Origin of the sequence: Cytophaga aurantiaca DSM 3654 (assembly GCF_000379725.1) — a bacterium.
Lineage (GTDB): Bacteria > Bacteroidota > Bacteroidia > Cytophagales > Cytophagaceae > Cytophaga > Cytophaga aurantiaca.
The window spans coordinates 26487-49022 of record NZ_KB903637.1 but is presented as its reverse complement, the minus strand read 5'-3'; the positions used below and the strand labels follow the sequence as shown (position 1 = coordinate 49022).

The 22536-nt window shown below is 37.3% G+C and carries 16 protein-coding genes and 1 riboswitch; of the genes, 7 read left to right on the top strand and 9 right to left on the bottom strand.

Going from position 1 to position 22536, the window contains the following annotated elements:
• Both A3EE_RS0110200 and A3EE_RS0110195 read right to left on the bottom strand, forming a co-directional pair.
• On the bottom strand, positions 1–390 hold the full coding sequence (locus A3EE_RS0110200) for a TraR/DksA family transcriptional regulator (RefSeq protein WP_026209720.1): 390 nt from the start codon (positions 388–390) through the stop codon (positions 1–3).
• A gap of 537 nt (positions 391–927) precedes the next feature.
• On the bottom strand, positions 928–3438 hold the full coding sequence (locus A3EE_RS0110195; RefSeq protein WP_157446971.1) for a lamin tail domain-containing protein: 2511 nt from the start codon (positions 3436–3438) through the stop codon (positions 928–930).
• Positions 3439–3566: 128 nt separating this feature from the next.
• Here A3EE_RS0110195 and A3EE_RS0110190 point away from each other — a divergent pair, with 128 nt between their 5' ends.
• Both A3EE_RS0110190 and A3EE_RS0110185 read left to right on the top strand, forming a co-directional pair.
• Positions 3567–4559, top strand: coding sequence for an aspartate-semialdehyde dehydrogenase (locus A3EE_RS0110190; RefSeq protein WP_018343343.1), 993 nt, complete (start codon positions 3567–3569; stop codon positions 4557–4559).
• Positions 4560–4698: 139 nt separating this feature from the next.
• Positions 4699–5577, top strand: a complete 879-nt coding sequence (locus tag A3EE_RS0110185) for a YicC/YloC family endoribonuclease (RefSeq protein ID WP_018343342.1) — start codon at positions 4699–4701, stop codon at positions 5575–5577.
• Here A3EE_RS0110185 and A3EE_RS0110180 read toward each other — a convergent pair.
• A complete protein-coding gene (locus A3EE_RS0110180; protein ID WP_018343341.1) occupies positions 5572–5964 on the bottom strand; it encodes a hypothetical protein in 393 nt (130 codons plus the stop codon). The two genes, A3EE_RS0110185 and A3EE_RS0110180, sit on opposite strands and share 6 nt — an antisense overlap.
• A 369-nt stretch (positions 5965–6333) precedes the next feature.
• A riboswitch (SAM riboswitch) is annotated at positions 6334–6443 on the top strand.
• Between the two features lie 143 nt (positions 6444–6586).
• Here A3EE_RS0110180 and A3EE_RS0110175 point away from each other — a divergent pair.
• From A3EE_RS0110175 to A3EE_RS0110155, 5 genes are all read left to right on the top strand, one after another.
• Complete coding sequence (locus tag A3EE_RS0110175) at positions 6587–7603, top strand: homoserine O-acetyltransferase family protein (protein WP_026209719.1); 1017 nt, start codon at positions 6587–6589, stop codon at positions 7601–7603.
• A gap of 113 nt (positions 7604–7716) precedes the next feature.
• Complete coding sequence (locus tag A3EE_RS0110170) at positions 7717–10773, top strand: AsmA-like C-terminal region-containing protein (protein WP_018343338.1); 3057 nt, start codon at positions 7717–7719, stop codon at positions 10771–10773.
• Between the two features lie 138 nt (positions 10774–10911).
• Positions 10912–12333 (top strand): DUF5106 domain-containing protein, encoded by a 1422-nt coding sequence (locus A3EE_RS0110165; protein WP_018343337.1) that lies wholly within the window; start codon positions 10912–10914, stop codon positions 12331–12333.
• A 3-nt stretch (positions 12334–12336) separates the two neighbouring features.
• Positions 12337–12852, top strand: a complete 516-nt coding sequence (locus A3EE_RS0110160) for a DUF1802 family protein (protein WP_018343336.1) — start codon at positions 12337–12339, stop codon at positions 12850–12852.
• A gap of 82 nt (positions 12853–12934) precedes the next feature.
• Positions 12935–13153: a VF530 family protein gene (locus tag A3EE_RS0110155; protein ID WP_018343335.1), complete on the top strand. Its 219-nt coding sequence runs from the start codon at positions 12935–12937 to the stop codon at positions 13151–13153.
• Positions 13154–13244: 91 nt separating this feature from the next.
• On the opposite strand, the gene A3EE_RS0110150 is transcribed toward A3EE_RS0110155, so the two are convergent.
• The 6 genes from A3EE_RS0110150 to A3EE_RS0110125 form a co-directional block, all read right to left on the bottom strand.
• Complete coding sequence (locus A3EE_RS0110150; protein ID WP_018343334.1) at positions 13245–14435, bottom strand: M20 metallopeptidase family protein; 1191 nt, start codon at positions 14433–14435, stop codon at positions 13245–13247.
• A gap of 1 nt (position 14436) precedes the next feature.
• On the bottom strand, positions 14437–14946 hold the full coding sequence (locus A3EE_RS0110145) for an SPOR domain-containing protein (protein ID WP_018343333.1): 510 nt from the start codon (positions 14944–14946) through the stop codon (positions 14437–14439).
• Positions 14947–14968: 22 nt separating this feature from the next.
• On the bottom strand, positions 14969–18325 hold the full coding sequence (gene secA, locus A3EE_RS0110140) for a preprotein translocase subunit SecA (RefSeq protein WP_018343332.1): 3357 nt from the start codon (positions 18323–18325) through the stop codon (positions 14969–14971).
• A 105-nt stretch (positions 18326–18430) separates the two neighbouring features.
• Entirely contained in the window at positions 18431–19213 is a 783-nt protein-coding gene (gene dapF / locus A3EE_RS0110135; protein ID WP_018343331.1) for a diaminopimelate epimerase, read from the bottom strand.
• A 40-nt stretch (positions 19214–19253) separates the two neighbouring features.
• The gene (locus tag A3EE_RS0110130) at positions 19254–20435 is read right to left on the bottom strand and encodes an AIR synthase related protein (RefSeq protein WP_018343330.1); all 1182 of its coding nucleotides are present in this window, start codon (positions 20433–20435) and stop codon (positions 19254–19256) included.
• Between the two features lie 82 nt (positions 20436–20517).
• Positions 20518–22491: a CHU_0125 family OmpA-like outer membrane integrity protein gene (locus tag A3EE_RS0110125; RefSeq protein WP_018343329.1), complete on the bottom strand. Its 1974-nt coding sequence runs from the start codon at positions 22489–22491 to the stop codon at positions 20518–20520.
• Positions 22492–22536: the final 45 nt, after the last annotated feature.

Here is a 22536-nt window from a genome sequence, read left to right as displayed (position 1 = left end):
TTATTTTCTTTGTTCTTTCGCTTCAATTGTGTGCTGCGTGTGCGGCACTAATTTTAGGCGTTCCTTAGGAATTAACTTGCCTGTAACAATACAGATTCCATATGTGCCATTTTTGATGCGGGCATGCGCATTTTCTAACTGAAGTATGAATTTTTGTTGGCGCGCAGCAAAAGAACTGAAACTTTCTTTTTCAAGAACGTCCGCTCCATCTTCAAGCATTTTTATGTTGCCGGTTGTATTGTCGGTACCTTCATCGTTTTTGCGATTTAATACATCTTTAGCAAATTGGAATTGTTTGCGCGCAAGTTCCAGTTTATCTGTAATTATAGCCTCAAACTCCTTTAATTCTTCTTTTGAATAGTGTGTACGATCATCCTTAGGTGCGTTCATTGTGCGTTGAAGATAAGCAGGCTCTTGTCTAAGTAAAGGCATGTTCTTAGGCACTTGAGGAGTCGCGTCTTTAGAGTTTTTTTCTTTGTCTTCCTTTTTCATTTCTTTCGTTTTAGAAATAGACTTTGCAACAATTTTAACGTTAGATGGGGCAGATTTGACAGGTTTTTTTGAGTCAACTTTAGTCGTTTTAGGAGAAATGATTTTCTTCTCAACTTTTTTTACTGCCGGCTTCTTGGCAACAACTTTTTTAGAAACTGTTTTCTTGGCGGCTACTTTCTTCACTGCTGCTTTTTTAACGGCTACCTTTTTAGCAACCGATTTTTTTACAACTGCTTTTTTTGCCACTTTTTTTGTTGCAACAGATTTGGCGGGTTTAACAACCTTTGCAACTTTTTTTGTAACAGACTTCTTTTTGTTCGTACTCATAATATAATGCTATTGTGATTTAATGAACGTGTTACCTAAAAACCTATACAAAAATACTATAAAAAAGGTTACATACACGCTTGGTTATCCACAAATGGCTATATATTTTCAATACTGTGAAGTACTTATGGCAATTTTTGAAACGTATACTTGCCCATTGGAAGTCCACCATTGTGCAACTGCAATATAAATTCCGGCTTCAAGCAAAGCCCCTCCCTGCTGCTGTCCATTCCATTGGATCGTATTCATATTTCCAAGCGACTGATTAACAAGAAGGTCTAGCACCTTTTCTCCTGACAATCGATAGATCCCAATAGAACCAAAACATCCTTGTGCGGCTTCGTTCAAATGCAGCATCACATAATCATTCACACCATTGAGATTTGTTGTTACGTGGCATGGATTACAATAAAATCCTTTTTGTTGAATTTTATCAGATACTTCATGCTGAGAATTAATGTATCCAGGGGTTGCGTTTACTGCTGATGTTGTCCAATTTGATACAGAAAAATATGAATCTGATGAAGATACTTTTTCTAAAGAATATCCTTCCGTATTTCTAAGCAAGGGATTGTGATACGAATCTCCGTAATAGACCTGATCTAATGTATCTGAATTTGGTGCTACCCAAGTCAATTTGCCCCCTGTATCGGGTAAGGATAAAAAATGTGTGATTTGAAATGCATTTGCACTGATTGTATTGGCATACTGCTCTTTTAAAATAGCCGTATCGGAGGTAAGTACTACAAAACCCAAGGGCTTAATTACAACGTCATCTGAAAAATACAGATGCTGTACAACACCATTACTTTCGTTATAAAAATGTGTTTGCCGGAATTGAATATATTTTGAAGTTGTATTATACAATTCAATAAAATCAACGCCTCCGGAATTTGGGTTGTATAGAATTTCATTTACAAATACTTCGTTTTTTTCAATCTGTTTTGGATAGATAATTTCTATTTCTGTATTTACATATTTCATCTGATTTCGACAGGTACGGATAGAATCTATTAACAAATTATATGCGTTTCCTTCCTCTAATACTTGTTGCAAATAAAGCGTATAAGAAGTGCCGTAACTGTATCTATTGTATACCGCATGATCAACTCCTAGCAATGCGTAGAAAGATGTGTCCCATCCAGATACTTTTGTATTCATTTTAATGCTTACTTCTCTAACAGAAAGAACTGTGGCGTTAATTGCTAATGTACTGCTTATAATTACTCCTGAAATGTATCCGGGAGAACCTCCAACATGCTCCTGAGAGAAATCGATTTCTTGAGATAACATACATTCTTCAGGATATGTTTTTCGCATTATGGAATAACCTCCATCACTCCTGAAGTCAGTTGACATCACTGATGTATTATACGAGACCAGATCAATCAACAAACTGTCGTTCGCCCAAATAAAAATAGAGTCTGCGCTATTATTCAAGCTAGGTAAAGCATTCACTTCAATACAATTTTGTCTTAAAAAATATTTACATGTATTGAGTGAACATACAATAACAACCGAATCGGAATTCAATCTATATGCAGGAAGTCTAATTTTAGACGAAGGGTCAGAAATACTTATTTTACTCAAATCTATTTGCTCGTTTGACATGTTCACAAGCTCAACCCATTCCACTTCAGGCAAGCCATATGATGGGCTTGGATCACTCATCCATTCTGAGATTCGTATCTGACCTACATAATATGTAAGTTGTTTAATTATTTCAAATGAAGTGTCCGACAAAGAATCTCCACTGCTGGAAAATATGTTGCTTATTGTTCCTCTGTATGTATCCGATAGAAGTGGCCCCTGAAAAGATATGAGTAAATAATTGCCTTCGCTGCTTAACCTGTAAGGCATATTAAAATCCTCATTAACAAATGGCTGCAAGCCTGCTGCTAGTGTTTGATTGAAATATATTTTTAGCGTTGAATCGTTTTCAAATGCATAGCTTTTTATCACAAACGGTTCGTAAATTACAATGTCATCAAAATAAATTTTATCTCTTCGTGTAGAAGAATACAAACAACGAATGCCTGAATAGTTAAATGTATTTGCTATCCAATGTTGCGCACTGGCTTCTTTCACATAATTATGTCCTGCGGTTGTGTCTGTTTTTAATTCCCACATCCCCATTGCATTTTTAGATACCTGGATACGACAAGTTACTTCGCTTCCACCAACAATACCTGTGCGACTCTCGAGCACTACTTGCTTGCTTGATCCTTGCTGATAGATCAATTCAATTTTATCCGTGCTTCCTGAAGCTCCGCCTATTTTGAGATAATAAGAAACATTACTTGCAGATGAAAAATCTGTTTCCGTTGAGAACAAATAAAATGTTGCATAATTAGTTGATGAAGCTCCAAACGCATATTTCACATAAAACTCCCAGATGCAATTCTGCGTGGTGATACTGGGCCAGAATAAAGAAGAAGAAGTTGAACCTGCAGGTGCATTTAATTGAAATTCGTTTGTGCTGGATACTTGAAAATTAGTACGGTCACCTTTCCAGGATACTGGTATTACACCATCCTCAAAATCATATATTTGAGCCAGAATTCGGCCATTACAAAACATTAAAAGTGCTGTTAATAAAAGAGTTGGTAGCTTATTCATAGAAAAATCAAAATAACATCCTGACTGGCAGGCAAAAAACATAGGTTGAATAAGTGAAATTAGGAGAAAAAAAATGGTAAATTGCGAGTCGTTTTAAAAAGTGGTATTTAATTAACTAAAGTAAACAAATGAAAGTAGCTGTAGTTGGCGCTACCGGCTTGGTAGGAACCCAAATGCTTAACGTTCTTAAAGAACGTAACTTCCCTATAACAGAGCTTATACCTGTAGCATCTGAAAAGTCAGTTGGTAAAGAAGTTGAATATAATGGGAAGAAGTTTAAAGTAGTAACTGCAGCAACTGCCATCGCTATGAAGCCTGAAATTGCTGTTTTCTCTGCAGGAGGTAGTACTTCATTAGAGCTTGCTCCATTATTTGCAGCAGCAGGAACAACTGTTATTGACAACTCTTCTGCATGGAGAATGGATCCGACTAAGAAATTAGTTGTACCGGAAGTGAATGCAAACGTATTGACAAAAGAAGATAAAATCATTGCAAACCCAAACTGTTCTACTATCCAAATGGTAGTTGTGTTGGAGCCATTGCACAAAAAATACAAAATCAAACGTGTAGTTGTTTCTACATACCAATCTGTAACAGGTACAGGTAAAAAAGCGGTTGATCAGTTGTTCGACGAACGTAAAGGTATCATGGATGGCGAAAAAGCATATCCATATCAGATTGATTTGAATTTATTGCCTCATATTGATGTGTTTCAGGAAAACGGATATACAAAAGAAGAGATGAAAATGATTTTAGAAACAAATAAAATCATGGGCGATGATTCAATTAAAGTTACAGCTACTACGGTTCGTGTACCGGTTATTGGCGGCCACTCTGAGTCTGTAAACATTGAATTTGAAAATGATTTTGATGTGAATGAAGTAAAAGAATTACTTTCAAAATCACCAGGTATCATTGTAAAAGACAACCCTTCTAAATTAGAGTATCCTACCCCAATGGATGCGCACAACAAAGATGAGGTGTTTGTTGGTCGTATCCGTAGAGATGAGTCTCAGCCAAAAACATTGAACTTATGGATCGTTGCAGATAACCTTCGTAAAGGTGCTGCTACAAATGCGGTTCAGATTGCTGAATATTTAGTTGCAAATAAATTGGTTTAATCACTATTGATTGATAGGCGCCTTGAAAAGGGCGCCTATTTTATTCATATTCTTACAACATTTTATATTCGCACAAGATATACTGCCTAGTTTCTTTTTTCATTTTCACTATATTGCGCGATAGACTTTAATAATTCTTATGATCAAATCCATGACAGGTTATGGTTCTCATACTGCAGAGAACGACAAGATTTCAGTTTCAGTAGAAATAAAATCATTGAATTCTAAATTTCTAGATTTGAATCTACGTCTTTCAAAAGAATACTCTGACCGGGAAATAGAGATTAGAAACTTATTAAACAATACTGTTGAACGTGGTAAAGTGGGATTGAATATTGATGTACAATCTAAAGGTGGTGTTAAAGCAAAAGTCTTTATCAATCGCGAACTTGTTGCATTATATTACAATGATCTAAAAGAAACTGCTCAATCCATTGGTGCATCTGATGCAGACTTATTTAAGCTTGCACTTCAAATGCCTAAGGCTATGGAATCTGAAGCTGAGAATGCCGACAATACAGAAGATTGGTTATTGATCCAGAAAGTTTTGAATGAAGCCATTGCCAAGTGTAATGAATTCAGAACAGACGAAGGCAATACGCTTGCATTGAAATTCAAAGAATATATTCAGACAATCGGAGATTGTTTGTCAAAGGTTGAAATTTTTGATCCGCAACGTATCGAAGCTATTCGTACACGTATCCGTCAGCATTTTGATGAGTATAGTAAATCAGAGCAATTAGATAACAGTCGCTTCGAACAGGAGTTGATTTTTTACATTGAAAAATTAGATATCAGCGAAGAGAAAGTAAGGCTTCGAAGTCACTTAAACTATTTCCTTGAAGCCATGGATGCTCCTGAGGCTAGCGGTAAAAAATTAGGTTTTATTGCACAAGAAATCGGTAGAGAAATAAACACCATTGGCTCAAAAGCAAATGATGCAAACATCCAGCGTTTTGTTGTTCAAATGAAAGAAGAATTGGAGAAAATAAAAGAGCAGGCCTTAAATATTTTATAAGGATTCTTCTTTATGCTTATGCTGGTGTGATTGTCCATAAATCACGCCGATAAAAATAGAAATGATGCCAACATTCGAGTGAAGAATGTTGTCTTGTTTTGTAAAATGCAATATACTTTCAGGAGGCAGATTCAGCCAGGTTGAAACCACAAAAAATATCATTACCCAACCTGACAAGATTAAATACCCTCTTACGAATAATAAATTATTGCTTAATAATACCATCAAAGCAATAATCGCATAGTTTACTCTATACAATTTGATTGCCATCCCTTCTGAAGCAAAAGGAATTTTATTGGGCATAAAATAACTTGCTATAGCAATAGAAGACATTAGAACTGCTGATAATAATAAGAACCAATAATTTGGATTTTTATATTGAATCATTAATTATTTTTATTCATAAATTGTACTAAATCAATTCGAGTTTCTGTTGCCGACTTATTCAATTTGCAATAAATGAATATTTTAGCAACTATTCAACAAATACATAGTAATAAATACCATGTTTCTTCTATAACGGGAATGTGTCTTGAAAAGTTGTTTTTATGCACATTTAACGCATTATCCGCTGGGTGCCATGCCTAAATCCAACATTTGCTGTGTAATCAAGCTATAATACTTCTATAATATACCGATTAGTAAGCCATTGCAAGAATATTTGGCTTGCGTGCATCGTTTTTTTCAAAATAAAAGTTTGTTTTTCTGATTCGCATACTTATTTTTGTCTACTCAAAATCAATTACGGGTGTAATTGATTTATAAAGAAGAGGGGAGAGAACGGGCTCTTTGAACCTCTAGCAACCTCTGGGAGAAAATCCAGAAAGGTGCTAATTCCTGACCTGAATAAACAGGGCATATAAATTAATTATTATACGATGATTAGAAGCACAACGCTTGGAGCAATCCAAGTAAATACCATTTACCGTAACTTTTTGTTGCCGTATTTCTTCCCTTTGAATTGCATTCAGATTGGGTCCATTGTTGAACGTTTAACCTTTCAACAATGATGGAATATCACATATACACACACAAGCATCCGGTTAAACTTGAGTCCGGTATTACATTGCCAGAAGTTCGTATTCAATACTCTACTTCTGGTGAACGCAACGCTGCAGATGATAATATCATTTGGGTATGCCATGCATTAACCGCCAACTCAGACGTTGAATCCTGGTGGCCAGGCCTTGTTGGAACAGATTATATCTATAATCCGGAAGAACATTTTATTATCTGTGCAAATATTTTGTCTTCGTGTTACGGCACAACCGGACCAACAGAAACAAACCCTCAAACCAATACCCCCTACTTCCTTTCCTTCCCGGTTGTTACCATTCGGGATATGGTAATGATACATGATATTTTAAGAACACATCTAGCAATCAATCATGTAAACACCTTAATCGGAGGTTCTTTAGGCGGCCAACAGGCCATGGAATGGGCGATACAGAAGCCTGATCTGTTTGCACATTTGATCCTTTTATCTACCAACGCATTTCATTCACCTTGGGGAATTGCGTTTAATGAGTCTCAGCGCATGGCCATTGATATGGATCCCACATGGAAAAATGCGTCCCTGGATGCAGGCAGAGAAGGCCTTAAAACAGCGCGTGCAATTGCTATGCTATCCTATAGAAGTTACGAAACTTATGTAGAGACACAAAGTGAAGAAGATAGTAGTAAAGTAGATGATTACCGCGCCATCACCTATCAGCATTATCAGGGCGACAAATTGGTTAAGCGTTTTAATTGTCATTCATACTGGTATTTATCCAAAGCAATGGATAGTCATCATGTAGGACGCAATAGAGGTAGTGTCGAGGCAACATTGGCAACAATTCAAGCGAAAACGATCGTTATTGGCATTTCTTCCGACATACTTTTTCCTGTATGTGAACAGGAATTTCTTGCTGCCCATATTAAAAATGCTTCTTACGTAGGTATTGACTCCCTTTATGGCCACGATGGCTTTTTAACTGAGACAGAAAAAATCGCAGAAGCTCTAAAAGATTTTTATTCCAGATAATCTTTTAAATAAAGGCTTAATTTTTAGAATAAAAAGACGATTTTTCATTAAATTTCGTTTGTGTATAACACGACCGAATTTTATTTCTTTCAACATCATCTTAATTATAGGGTATGAAAAAATTCTTAAAGATCTCTGGTATATCTATCGGAGTCTTATTGCTTGCAATGATTGTTTTGCCATTTTTATTTAAAGATAAAATCAAAGGCGTTATCGACGAGCAAATTCAGAAAAACATTAACGGAAAAGTATGGTACAATGCTGAATCATTCAGCCTATCTCTTTTCTCTCACTTCCCTAATCTTACTGTTTCGCTCGAAGACATTGGATTGATGTCAAATGTGAAAGAGTTTAAAGGCGATACACTTTTTGCTACAAAGGAATTTAGCTTGACAATTGATATTATGAGTGTCATCTCTGGTGACCAAATGAAAATCAAAGGAGTCTTTTTAGATCAGCCTAAGATTGTAACTATTTTTGATAAGAGTGGAAAGATGAGTTGGGATATTACTTATCCTGACACAACCACTGCAGCTGCCACTCCAGCAGATACATCAAGTGCATTAAACATCAGTATTGAAAAATGGGAAATTAAAGACGGTACCATTATCTATGATGATCAAACAATGCCTATGTATGCTGAATTAAAACATGTTGATCATACAGGCAGTGGAGACATCACAGCAGACATCTACGATTTAAAAACTTATACAAAGTCTACAAATGTATTGGTTGAATATGGCGGAACAACTTATTTAAGTGGCCAAACAGTTACTGCAGATGCTGCAATGAATATTGATTTAGGTAAATCCATCTATAAATTTTTAGAAAATGAATTCGCTATCAACGAGTTTAAATTAGGTTTCGACGGTGCTATAGAAATGCCTACAGATGATATCAAAATGGATATAACATACAAAGCAAAAGAAACGAATTTCAAAAATTTGCTATCTCTTGTTCCTGCTATTTACAACAAAGATTTTGAGAAAATAAAAACTGACGGTTCAATTGGCTTTGATGGTTATGTGAAAGGTGTATACAACGAAACAACCTTGCCGGGCTTTGGATTGAATATGTTTATTAAAAATGGCTTCTTCCAATATCCGGACCTTCCTGATGCTGTTAAAAATATTAACCTGGATTTAAAAGTTGATGATAAGGATGGAATCATGGATCATACAATTGTTGATCTTAAAACTTTCCACATGGAAATGGGCGCAAACCCGATTGATGCAAGGTTGTTAATGAACGGCATGAATCCGTACGATATTGACGCAAATATTCGTGCTAAAGTAAAACTGGAAGACGTCAGCAAATTCTACCCTATTGAAGGAACTACGCTTAAAGGCCTGTTCGGATTGGTTGTGAACGCAAAAGGTAAATACAGCGATAGCTTGAAATTAATGCCTATGGTTACTGCCAATATGGATTTGACGAATGGATATATTAAATCTTCAGAGTTTCCTAAGCCAATTGAAAATGTAAACGTTAAGGCTGTTGCTACAAGTGATGGCAACATGAAAACATCAACGTTCTTGCTTGATTATTTCAAATTGCTGTTAGATGGCGAGCCATTCGAAATGAAAGCATTTGTAAAAAACTTCGATGATCCGAATTACGAAGCTTCTATCAAAGGTATTATTGATCTGGCTAAAATGACAAAAATCTATCCTATTGAAGGTACTACGCTTACAGGCCGTATGAATGCAGATATGACAACAAAAGGAGTTTTATCTGAAGTACAAGCAGGGAATTATGTGAATACAAAAACAAGCGGGAGCTTAGATATTTCCGACTTAGTATATAAAAGCACTGATTTACCTCAGGGCTACACGATGAAAAAAGGATTTTTGACATTAACTCCTGAACGCTTCAATATTGCTACTATGCAGGGCTTACTTGGAAAAAGTGATTATGATATTACAGGCTATGTGTCGAATTATATGGGCTATATGTTCGGTGGAAAAGACACAACGATTCATGGAGTGATGACAATGGCTTCCAAGAAATTTGATGTGAACGAATGGATGACAGACGAACCTGCGCCAGCATCTACAGCTGCACCTGCAGAAGAAGTGCCACTGGAGATTGTTGAAGTGCCTAAAAATATTGACTTCACATTCAATGCTGATATGAACAAGGTTCTGTATAGCAATATGGATATGACGAATATGAAAGGAGCAATTATTGTTCGTGACGGTATTGTCAGAATGGACAAATTAAACTTTAATTCATTAGGAGGTTCATTCTTATTCAGCGGAAATTACAATACACAAGATATGTCTAAACCATCTTTTGGTATGGACATGGTAATGAAAGATGTTGCAGCGAAAGATGCATATAAAACATTCAACTCTGTTAAAAAGATGGCGCCGATAGCAAACTATGTTGAAGGCAATGTCAACTTAGCACTTATTATGGACGGCTTGCTAGATAATGAAATGATGCCTATATATGCAACATTAAACGGCAAGGGTTCTTTAGGTTCCAGTTCATTAAAAGTATTGAGCAATCCAGTATTGGGTTCTATTGCAAGTTTAACAAAAATGAAAAATATGGATCCTCTGGAAATCAAGGATCTTTCAATAAACTTTAAAATCGAAAATGGTTCGTTGATCGTTGCACCATTTGATATTAAAGCAGGCGACTCAAAACTTGCTATTAAAAAAGGCTTGAATAAGCTGGATGGCAGTGTTGATTACGACATGCAATTAACTACTCCTTCAGGTGCGCTTGGCAATGAAGCAAACAAAGCACTTGCCGGCTTGGTAGGAAACAGTGCAGTAACAATGCCTAAGGATATCATTATTGATTTGAATGTTAAAGGCCCTTACGATAAAACAAAAGTAAGCGTAACAAAAACAAACTTTGGTGAAGTAAGTAAGACAGCAGTAAAAGACGCTGCTATTTCTGAACTAAAAAACAGCGATCAGGCAAAACAAGCTCAGGCAGAAATTGATAAAGCAAAAGCTCAAACTGAAGCCGAGATCGAAAAGCAAAAACAGCAATTAGAGCAACAGAAAAAAGCAGCGGAGGATTCTATTAAGAGTGCTGCTGATGCTGAATTGAAAAAACAACAGAAAATTTTAGATCAAAAGAAAAAAGCAGCGGAAGATTCTGCTAAAAAAGCGGCTGCCAACGCTTTAAAAAAGGGCGTATTTGGTAAATAAAACACATTTATACAATATGCGAAAAGGCGGCCTAGCTGCCTTTTCGCATATTACACCAACCTGCAGCATCTTTTGGTATAAAAATTGAAATACCGAAATATATTTCTCAATAGTATTACCGATTTATTCACGTTTGTCATGAATTCAATTAAACTAAGCTTACTTAGCATCTTATTTATCCTAACAAGCATTAGCTATTCTAATGCTACAGGTAAGCCTTCAGGCTATGATATTAAGGTTCATATTAAAGGACTAAAACATGCTGACACGGTCTTCTTAGCTCGCTATTATGGCGATAAACGATTTTATCAGGATACAGCCATTGTTGATGCCAAAGGCGCTATTGAGTTTATTGATACTACCCATTTAAAAGAGGGTATGTATTTCTTATTAATGCCCGGACAAAAAATATTTGATTTTATTTTAAGTCCAAGTACACTTTCGTTTTCAATAAACGAAGCTGATCCTATAAAATCTGCTCAGTTCAAAAACTCTCCTGATAACACTGCATTTTATGGTTACCAAAATTTTTTCTTAACACAAAAAGAAAAAGCAGACACGTTGAATGCGCAATTAAAAACTGCAACGCCTGCTCAAAAAGCGGCGCTCACAAAACAGTTAACAGCAATCGATTCAACAATGTTGATTTATATTCAAAACTTTCTTGTTGCCAATCCTAAAAGTTTATTTACTGCGATCTTAAAAACATCAAAGGATATAGATGTACCGCCTGCTCCTAAAAGAGCCGATGGCTCAATTGATTCCAGCTGGCAATATCATTACTATAAAAAACATTATTTTGACAATGTAGATTTTACAGACGATCGTTTAATACGCACGCCCGTATTGATTACCAAGGTAGATAACTATTTTAAAACTTTAGTTGTCCCACGCCCCGATTCTCTTATTAAAGAAATTGATATGATCTTAACCAAGTCTGCGCCTGCTAAGGACCTGTATGAATACTTTGTACGTGAGTTTACATACAAGTACGAAACTTCTCAGGTGATGGGCATGGATGCCGTGTTTGTGCACCTAGGGAAAAACTATTACATGAAAAACAAATGCCCCTGGGCAACACAAGCAACCGTTGACAAAATAGCTGATCGTGTTGGGCTATTAGAGCCATTATTGCTTGGCAAAAAAGCACCAAACTTATACATGACTGATACCACAGGCACCTATCGTTATTTGCATGATGTGAAAGCTAAATACACGATACTGTTTTTCTGGGATTCTCAGTGTGGACATTGTCAGCAGGAAACGCCTAAGCTTTATGAATGGTGGTTAAAGAACCGTTCAAAAGGGATTCAGGTATACGCAGCGAACATAGAGCGTAAGGATGAAGAATGGATGAAATTCATTCGCTCGAAAAATATTCGTGAATGGTTAAATGTGCGTGATTCTAAAACGCATACAGATTTTAAAATCACCTATGATATCTATGCAACACCGGTGCTGTATGTGTTGGATGCAAATAAAATCATCATTGCGAAACGTATCGGTTATGAAAATCTGGATGATTTTTTAACGCAGTACGAAAAGAATTTAAAGAAGTAAATAATGGCTTTAGCATTTAAAGAATGGGCCTGCATTGTTGATGCGTTGGGAAAAGGAAAGCAAAGCATCATATTACGCAAAGGAGGTATACACGAAGAAGGCTCGGGCGATTTTGAATTGAAGGGAAAACAATTCATCTTATTCCCTACTCTTTTTCACCAATCGGCAGAAATGATAAAACCGGATTGGAAGCCTTATTTAAGTGATACAAAATTCCATACGACTCCTGATAAAGTTGAAATCAAATACTATGTACATGTTGCAGATGTTCAGGTTCTGACAGATTGGGAGCAGGTGAAAAAATTAAGTCCTTATCATGCCTGGCAAGAAGAGGTTATCAAAGAGCGTTTTGAACGTTGGGGCAACAGCATACATTTATTAATTGTACAAGTGTTTGAGTTTGGCGCATCTTTTAATCTTGACTTGTTACCTGAATACGGTGGTTGCAAATCTTGGCTGGAGATTGACAAGCCAGTTGAATTTATTGGCAGACCAATTGTAAATAAAAATATCATTTAATTCTTTATCTAGCTTGGGGATAATGCCACAAGTTAAATTATTGAAGGCTTTCCAGTCTAATCTTATCACTACCAATTAATCTATGACATCCGAACAAGTAAACAATCCTATGCATGGCAAAACGCTCGAAATGATTTTGAACGAGCTGGTTGATGAATATGGATGGCAAGAATTGGGAGAACGAATTACGATTAATTGCTTTAATATTAATCCCAGTATCAAATCAAGCTTATCATTTTTACGCAAGACTCCATGGGCAAGAAAGAAAGTGGAAGATTTGTATTTAGATATGATCAGTTAAAATCATATTGACATTTATACTACGATATAAATAATAAGGGCTTTGAAATAAATATTTCAAAGCCCTTATTATTTATTGTCTATTTATCAATTTACGCCTTCAACTCTTCCAACGCTAACCACGCCATCAAGCCTGTGCCAGTCTGCAATGCAGCTTCGTCAATATCAAACGTGGATGTATGCACTCCTGAAGTAATTCCTTTCGCTTCGTTACGAATACCTAAACGGTAAAAACATGCATCTATTTTTTGTGAGTAATAAGCAAAATCTTCAGCTGCCATCCACAAATCTAAATCCAATACATTCTCTTCGCCTAAAAAATCAACTGCAGCAGCACGCATGCGTTTCGCTAATGCAGGTTCATTTTTCAAAAACGGATACCCGTCTTTAATATCAACATCACAGGTAGCACCCATAGATTCTGCGATACCTGATGCCATCTTTTTAATGCGTTGCTTTGCTTCTGCTCTCCATTCTTCATTTAAGGTGCGGAACGTACCTTCGATATAAACTTCTTCGGGAATAACATTGGTTGCACCCATACCCATGATTTTGCCAAAAGACAAAACAGCGGGTATACGCGGATCGCAATTGCGGCTAATCACTTGTTGCAGGGCAACAATAATATGAGAAGCAATTAAAATCGAATCTACATTTTTATCGGGCATAGCAGCGTGGCCACCTTTGCCTTTTACTGTAATATAAATTTCATCTGCACTAGCCATGTACATGCCTTCCCTAAAGCCTACTTTGCCTGCAGGAATTAAAGCCATTACATGCTGACCAATGATATTCTGTGGAGCAGGATTTTCAAGAACCCCGGCATCGATCATTAACGATGCACCACCCGGAAACTTTTCTTCTCCCGGTTGAAAAATTAATTTAATTGTACCTTCAAACTGATCGGTAACCTGGCTCAATATTTTTGCTGTTCCTAATAAAGATGATGTATGCACATCATGCCCGCAAGCATGCATCACACCTATATTTGTAGATTTATACGGAACATCATTTTTTTCTTCGATTGGTAAGGCATCCATATCCGCACGTAATGCAATCACTTTTGAAGATGGATTCTTCCCTTCGATCAACGCAACAACTCCTGTTCCTGCAATGCTCGTTTCATGCTTCACACCAAAAGATGTAAGCAATTGTGAAACGTAAGCGCTTGTATTTGTTTCTTCAAAAGACAATTCAGGATTTGCATGAATATGTCTTCTATAACCAATAACGTCTGTAGAAATGGTTGCAGCTAATTGCTGTATGCGTTGTTTTAATTCCATTTTAACGAAGCAAATTTATTTGATCCGGAACAATCATAGCGTTGGGAAAACTTTGCTTCAAATCATTCAAAATATAATTAGCTTCTACCCGATCTATAAAATCACCGACTTTTACTCTGAAACTTGGTTGTCTAAATTGGGTATATACATTCAAATCTGAATTGTACGAATAAACCAATTGTCTGTTCTTTTGTGCCTCATCGCTGCTCGGGCCTGTATATACCAGTATACGGAAGCCTTCCATTGTTGAATATTTCTTATTGATTTCCGCTAATGAATCTATACGGGCATTCGCTTTTTTTGAAGCGTCATATTGAAACGTCTGCGGCGTTGGAGTAACAGGTGTTGTAGGCTTTCCTGTTAGTGTATCCGGATTAATATACACAGGACGAACAGCGCTTAAATCTTCATAGTAAGGCTCAGCATTGCCTTTGTGCTTTTGCGACATAGCAGCACAAGAACTAAGCATGATGATACTTAAAATAGACAACGCCTTCAGCACCTTTATCATTGGATATATTATTTATGATCTATTATTCTTCAATCAAGATACATTTGTTATTGATCAAATCGTCTTCAACAGCTTTGTATTTAACATCACGTTTTACGCTGCCGTCAACATATTGCACAGACACTTTATCGTTTCTGTTTGCTACTTTTTGAGAACGTATTGGTTCAGCTTTAGGAGCTGCGGGAGCTTCCGCTGTTTGTGCAGCAGCAGTGCCGCCACCAAAGGCCGATCCCGCTTCGTCTTTTATTTCTTTATACTTCGGCTGAGGGGCAGCTTGTTGTTTCAACTCTCTAACAGGTACATTATCTTGTTTAGGAATGTCTGCCTTAAATAGGAACGAAACGATATCTGCATTCACTGTATAAACAAACTTTTTAAACAATTCGAAACCTTCAAATTTGTAAACCAATAAAGGATCTTTTTGTTCGTATGCAGCATTCTGAACTGATTGTTTCAATTCATCCATCTCACGCAAATGGTCTTTCCAATGCATGTCAATAACTGCGAGTGTTATGTAACGCTCGATTGATTGCCCCAACGTTTGAGAATCTTTCTGTGCCAATTCTTTTAATGGCGCAATTACATTCACGCTGCGCTTTCCATCTGTAAATGGAATAACAATATTTTCAATCGATTCGCCTCGAGTTAAAAACAGCTCATTGAATGTGCCTTGTGTCTTTTCTTTTACGAACGCAATCTTTTGTTCGTAATGCTTCAACACTTCATCATACAATGCTTTCACCAATACATCTGCTGGTTGTTTTTCAAGTTGCTCTTGCGTGATATCCGGTATAACACCAAACACGGTAATAGCACGTAGTTTGAAGTTGTCATAATTTTTAGTTGGTTGTGCACTGAATACCATGTCTTCACATAAATCGAAGATCATATTCAGGATATCCAATTTCAAACGCTCACCGTACAACGCATTCTTGCGACGCTTATAGATAACTACACGCTGAGCGTTCATTACGTTATCGTACTCCAACAAACGCTTACGTTGACCAAAGTTATTTTCTTCAACTTTTTTCTGCGCACGTTCAATTGAATTAGAGATCATCGAATGCTGGATTACTTCACCTTCTTTATAACCCATACGGTCCATAAATTTTGCAATACGATCCGAACCGAATAAACGCATTAAGTTATCTTCCAAACTCACAAAGAACTGAGAAGAACCCGGATCGCCCTGACGACCTGCACGACCACGAAGCTGTCTGTCTACACGTCTTGACTCGTGGCGTTCTGTTCCAATGATTGCCAAACCACCTGACGCCTTAGATTCAGGAGTTAATTTAATATCCGTACCACGACCGGCCATGTTTGTTGCAATGGTTACTGTACCTGGCTTACCAGCTTCAGCAACAACGTCTGCTTCCTTCGCGTGTAATTTTGCGTTCAATACCTGATGCTTGATGTTACGCATCTTAAGCATTCTGCTTAATAATTCTGAAATATCTACGGATGTAGTGCCAACCAATACCGGTCTGCCTTTTTCTGTAAGCTCAACAATTTCGTCTGCAACAGCATTGTATTTTTCACGTGTTGTCTTGTAAACTTTATCTTGCTCGTCTAAACGCGCAATGGCACGGTTCGTAGGAACAACAACAACATCTAAACTGTATATCTGTTGGAATTCCGCTTCTTCTGTTTCTGCAGTACCAGTCATGCCCGAAAGCTTATGATACATTCTGAAATAGTTTTGCAGTGTAATGGTAGCGTATGTTTGCGTAGCTTCTTCAACACGAACATTTTCTTTTGCTTCAAGCGCCTGGTGCAGACCGTCTGAATAACGACGACCATCCATGATACGACCTGTCTGCTCATCAACGATTTTCACTTTGCCATCCATAATCACATAATCCGTATCTTTTTCAAATAAGGTATATGCTTTCAGCAACTGTTGTAATGTGTGGATACGCTCTTGTTTGATCGAATACTCACTAAGCAATTTTTCAGTCAGCTCCATACGTTCCTGATCCGTGATCGATTTATCTTTTTCGATCTTCGCCAATTCAGAACCAATATCAGGTAATACGAACAAACCTGGATCTTCCTGTTCGCCTGTAATAAAATCAACTCCTTTTTCAGTAAAGTCAACTTGATTGTGCTTTTCATCAATCACAAAGAACAACGGTGCATCCGCTTCCGGCATACGCTTGTTGTTTTCTGCCATGTATTCGTTTTCAGCTTTTTGCAAAATAGTTTTTACACCTGTTTCGCTCAACTGCTTGATTAATGGCTTGTAGCCCGGATATGCGCGATATGCTCTTAATAATTCTAAGCCTGCTTCTTTTTCTTTGCCGGCTGCAATGTATTTTTTTGCCTCAACTAAAAACCCGTTAATCAATTTCTTTTGTTCTTCAAGCACACGTTGAATACGTGGTTTCAATTCAGCGAACTCGTGTTGATCCCCTTTAGGTACCGGTCCTGAAATGATTAATGGCGTACGTGCATCATCGATCAATACTGAATCGACCTCATCAATCATTGCATAATGGTGTCCGCGTTGAACCAAGTCGTCCCTATCGGTAGCCATGTTATCACGTAGATAATCAAAACCGAATTCATTATTTGTACCGTAGGTAATATCAGCTGCGTATGCTTTTTTACGTGCATCCGAATTGGGTTGATATTTATCAATACAGTCAACTGAGATGCCATGGAATTCAAATAAAGGCGCCATCCATTCGCTATCACGTTTTGCTAAGTAATCATTCACCGTTACTATGTGAACACCTCTGCGCGCTAATGCATTTAGGTATGCAGGCAAAGTTGCAACAAGTGTCTTACCTTCACCTGTACCCATCTCCGAAATTTTTCCGTGATGCAATACCATACCACCAATCAATTGAACATCAAAGTGCATCATCTCCCAGGACACTTCCGTTCCTGCAGCTTGCCACTTACTGCTCCATTCTGCAGTATTTCCAATGATCTGAACATTTTTCTTATTAGCAGCAATTTCAATATCCATTGGAGTTGCTGTAACAGAAAGCTTGCCTCGCTCTTTCCATCTGCGTGCAGTCTCTTTCACTACAGCAAATGCCTTAGGTAAAACTTTTTCAAGCGTTTTTTCTAATTCTTTATTGCGATCTAATTCTAATTTATCAATCGTCTGAAAAATCACTTCTTTCTCATCAATGGCTAATTGTGGATTCTCAGCAATCTTATCGTGTTCTTCTTTTATCTGTTTATCAATGATACTTAAATCTGCGTCGATAAGATCTTTTATTTTTTGTGTCTGTCCTCTAAGTTCATCATCCGACAATGAAGACATTCTTCTGAATTCATCATTGATAATTTCTACAACAGGTTGTAATTGCTTGATATCACGACCTGATTTTGTTCCGAATAGTTTTGCTAAAATGCCTAACATGTTATTTATGAATACTTAATATTGAAATCTTTATCTAAAGCCAGTTGCAACGGTTAAAAGATGCTCCAGCGTGTTTTAAATGTACAAATTTATCCTGATTAAACGTTAAAAATTCACGTCTAATTGCCCCTCAAAAACACGTTTTGCAGGGCCAATCAAGTAGATGTCTGAATAGGTATTTTCTGCAGATTGTGTGAATGAAACCTGTAGATTTCCGCCTAATGTTTTAACAGCAACGGGGACAGAAGCTCCTAATTTTGATGCAGCAATTGCAGCCGCTGTAACACCTGTTCCGCAAGAATATGTTTCATCTTCAACGCCACGTTCGTATGTGCGTACAAACAGCGTACCGTTTTGCATTTCCATAAAGTTCACATTCGTGCCGCCTGGCTTAAATGCTTCGCTGTATCGTATTGCTTTACCTTGTTCGAATATAGGAAACTGTTCAATCTCTGAAACGCGTTGAACATAGTGCGGTGAACCTGTATTTAAAAAGAATGTTTTATCATCCAATACATTCACAGTGTTTACATCAATCATATGTAAATGCACAAGTCCGTGTTTTACCTGTGCATCATGCGCACCATCTACAGCTAAGAAGCGAGTAGTATTGCCAATGACACCTAAATCATGTGCAAACTGTACGATACATCTACCGCCATTTCCACACATGGTACTTTCGTTTCCATCTGCATTGTAATAAACCATTTCAAAATCATAGCCTTCTTTATTCTGCAATAAAATAAAGCCGTCAGCACCTACACCAAATCTTCTATGGCATATTTCTGCAACGATATCACGGCGATCTCTATCAAAGATATTTGTACGATTATCAATCAATACAAAATCATTTCCTGTTCCTTGATATTTGTAAAATGGTATATTCATTTTTATAATAAATGATTGAATGCTTTTACATTCAATCCTTTTAAACGTATGTATATTCTGTTCCCTGAGGACCAGTAATGGTAAGCCTTTTGCCAGCTACAGGAGCTTCTACTCTACCGATTATTTTTGCATCAATATTAAATTTCTTTGCAATAGCAATCATGCCTTCTGCATGTGTAGCATCTGTATAGATCTCCAGACGATGTCCCATGTTAAAGACTTTGTACATCTCTTCCCACGGCGTATTGCTTTGCGCTTGTATCAATTGGAATAAGGGCGGCACATCAAACAGATTATCCTTTATAATGTGCGTAGCTGCATCTGTAAAATGTAAGACTTTTGTTTGCCCACCACCACTGCAATGCACCACACCATCTATGCGGCCTTTGTACTGATCCAGTATTTCCTTCATCAAAGGGGCATACGTTCTGGTAGGTGATAATACCAACTTGCCTGCATCGAGAGGTAAATTCAAATACGAATCCGTTAGATTCATTTCGCCTGAATATACTAGGTCTTCGGGTACATGCGGATCAAAACTTTCCGGATACTTGGCTGCCAATACACGATTAAAAACATCGTGACGTGCAGAAGTTAATCCATTACTACCCATTCCGCCGTTATATTCAGTTTCATACGTAGCTTGTCCGTCTGAAGCAAAACCTACAATTACATTGCCAGCCTTAATATGCTCGTTAGAAATGACATCTTGTCGCTTCATTCGGCATGTAACGGTACTATCAACGATTATAGTACGTACTAGATCGCCAACATCTGCCGTTTCGCCACCTGTACTGTATATGCCTATGCCATTATCCCGTAACATTTGAAGCACTTCTTCGGTGCCATTAATGATGGCTGCAAGTACTTCGCCGGGTATCAGGTTTTTATTTCTCCCAATAGTAGACGAAAGTATGATGTTATCTACTGCTCCAACACAAATCAGATCATCAATGTTCATGATAACCGCATCCTGAGCAATTCCCTTCCAAACGGAGATATCTCCTGTTTCTTTCCAGTAGATATATGCCAGCGAAGATTTAGTACCTGCTCCATCTGCATGCATAATATTGCAGTATTCTGCATCACCGCCCAGGATATCTGGTACGATCTTGCAAAATGCTTTGGGGTAAATACCTTTGTCTATGGATTTTATGGCTTTATGTACATCTTCTTTCTGGGAAGAAACGCCACGTTGCATATATCTATCGCTGCTACTCATGAATACGTTTTATTTGAATATGTAAAAATAAAAAAGTCTCCCGATTAATCGGGAGACTTTTCAAACTATGTGTGAAAATAATTTACTGATGCTGAATCTCGACTTCGTCGCTAAAGTGATTTAAGACTTTAAATGTCGTACGACGGTTTGTCTGATGTTCTTCTTCTGTTTTAGCCGCTTTGATAGCCGGATCGTCTTCGCCATATCCTTTAGCAATGATTCTTGACTTATCAATACCGTGTGCAATGATGTAATCAACCGCAGCCTGAGCACGTTTTTGAGATAAAACTCGGTTATAGTCTGCAGAACCACGCTCATCGGTATGTGAGCCCAATTCAATATTGATTTCAGGGTTTGCATTCATCAACATAACGATTGTATCCAGTTCTTTGGCAGCGTCCGGACGGATGTTCCATTTATCGTAATCGTACAAGATATTACGAACAATAACGATACGTTCCTTTTTAACCAATAATACTTCTGCCTTTTTCTTGATTTCGTTATCACCGATTTCTAAGTTTCTCAATGGAACCGTCTTCATTGTAATCGGAGTCCACTCAGATTTAGGCATCGCAAAATACTTGTCAGAATGAGCTGCTAAGTAGTAACATGAATCCGGTTTCAATTCGAAATTGAAGTTACCTTGCTCATCCGCAACTGCGGTTTTTAATGTATCTCCTTTGCAGTTCAATAAGTAAACAAGAGCATTAGGAAGTATAGCCTTTGGATTCTTTTTAGACTTGCCAAAAGCCGTACCGTCAACAATATACTTTGCTTTTCTATCCCAGAATGTATTTTTTACTGCATAAATATCATCGTCACCTTTAGCACCGTCCGTTACGCGGTTAGACGTAAAGTATCCATTCAAACTATCTTTCCATACAAGACCAAAATCATCATAACTTGTATTGATAGGCTGACCAATATTTTTAATAGCTAATTTGCCACCTTCATTTTTTATGAAAAAGATATCCAATGAACCTAAAGAAGGGTGTCCGTCTGATGAGAAGTAAAATGTTCCGTCAGAAGCTACATTTGGATACATATCGTTTCCGCGTGTGTTAATAGGTGCTCCAACGTTTACCGGATTAGACCATTCACCGTTTGCGTCAAGCGTTGCTTTGTAAATATCAATATTTCCTAGTGCTCCGTCAGTATCTCTGTTAGAAGCAAAATATAAAGTTTTTTCATCTAATGATAGAGCAGGACATGCATTCCATGCATTTTCATCATTAATTTTAAGTGCTTCAGCTTCACCCCATGTACCGTCAGCCTCTAATACTGATTTAAACAATTGCACATCTTTAGCACCTTTCTTAGCACCTGTATTCCCTCTTGCAAAAATCATTGTTTTGCCATCTTTTGTAATAATACAAGATGCCTCATGCGCGCCATCCGTATTGATTTTGTCAGATAAAGGCTGCGCCTGTCCTGAGAACGGCTCTACATTATCAAAAATGTATTCATAGATATTTGTAAAACCTGTTCCGTTTGCACTGTGCATTTTTTCAGCATCTCTGGAAGTCGTAAAATACAATTTGTCTTTGAAGAAAAACGGTGCATATTCTGCTTCTGATGTATTCAATGCACCTACGTTATCAACTTTGTAATAGGTTTTATTTTCAACTACTGCCTGAAGCGCCGTAATGTTTTCAAGTTCTTTTTTAGCTCTGTTAATTAAATCAAAGTTTGATCCTGTTTTGATGTATTGCTTGTATTGAGCAGCGGCACCTTCATAGTTTCCAACAGATTTCAATGCATTGCCATAAAAGAAATGAGCTTCCTCATCTTTGATGCCAGCTTCAATTGCTTTTTTATAAAAAGGCTCTGCTTCCTGAATACGGTTTGAACGTCTGTAAGACTCTGCAATTTTGTAATTACTTTGTGCTGGATCGTAACCTTCGCTTAACGCTTGTTGGTAGTTTTCAATTGCATCCTGGTACTCAGCTTGTTTATACTGCTCCTCTGCTTTTGCAAAATACTTTGCACTTTTTGGGGTACATGCAGCAAAAACTGCAATGCCCAAGATAAAAATTGCCTTAATGAACCTTGTCATGAATGTTATTCTGATAAGTATGGTTTGAAATCAATTGATTTAATT

Bases quoted from the DNA above. Each gene is read 5' to 3' on its own strand.
- A3EE_RS0110150 (WP_018343334.1), bottom strand. From the start codon at position 14,435: ATGGAATTAAAACAACGCATACAGCAATTAGCTGCAACCATTTCTACA.
- A3EE_RS0110170 (WP_018343338.1), top strand. From the start codon at position 7,717: ATGAAAAAATTCTTAAAGATCTCTGGTATATCTATCGGAGTCTTATTG.
- A3EE_RS0110160 (WP_018343336.1), top strand. From the start codon at position 12,337: ATGGCTTTAGCATTTAAAGAATGGGCCTGCATTGTTGATGCGTTGGGA.
- A3EE_RS0110125 (WP_018343329.1), bottom strand. From the start codon at position 22,491: ATGACAAGGTTCATTAAGGCAATTTTTATCTTGGGCATTGCAGTTTTT.
- secA (WP_018343332.1), bottom strand. From the start codon at position 18,325: ATGTTAGGCATTTTAGCAAAACTATTCGGAACAAAATCAGGTCGTGAT.
- A3EE_RS0110145 (WP_018343333.1), bottom strand. From the start codon at position 14,946: ATGATAAAGGTGCTGAAGGCGTTGTCTATTTTAAGTATCATCATGCTT.
- A3EE_RS0110200 (WP_026209720.1), bottom strand. From the start codon at position 390: ATGAACGCACCTAAGGATGATCGTACACACTATTCAAAAGAAGAATTA.
- A3EE_RS0110175 (WP_026209719.1), top strand. From the start codon at position 6,587: ATGGAATATCACATATACACACACAAGCATCCGGTTAAACTTGAGTCC.
- A3EE_RS0110190 (WP_018343343.1), top strand. From the start codon at position 3,567: ATGAAAGTAGCTGTAGTTGGCGCTACCGGCTTGGTAGGAACCCAAATG.
- A3EE_RS0110155 (WP_018343335.1), top strand. From the start codon at position 12,935: ATGACATCCGAACAAGTAAACAATCCTATGCATGGCAAAACGCTCGAA.
- A3EE_RS0110180 (WP_018343341.1), bottom strand. From the start codon at position 5,964: ATGATTCAATATAAAAATCCAAATTATTGGTTCTTATTATTATCAGCA.
- A3EE_RS0110165 (WP_018343337.1), top strand. From the start codon at position 10,912: ATGAATTCAATTAAACTAAGCTTACTTAGCATCTTATTTATCCTAACA.
- A3EE_RS0110130 (WP_018343330.1), bottom strand. From the start codon at position 20,435: ATGAGTAGCAGCGATAGATATATGCAACGTGGCGTTTCTTCCCAGAAA.
- A3EE_RS0110185 (WP_018343342.1), top strand. From the start codon at position 4,699: ATGATCAAATCCATGACAGGTTATGGTTCTCATACTGCAGAGAACGAC.
- A3EE_RS0110195 (WP_157446971.1), bottom strand. From the start codon at position 3,438: ATGAATAAGCTACCAACTCTTTTATTAACAGCACTTTTAATGTTTTGT.
- dapF (WP_018343331.1), bottom strand. From the start codon at position 19,213: ATGAATATACCATTTTACAAATATCAAGGAACAGGAAATGATTTTGTA.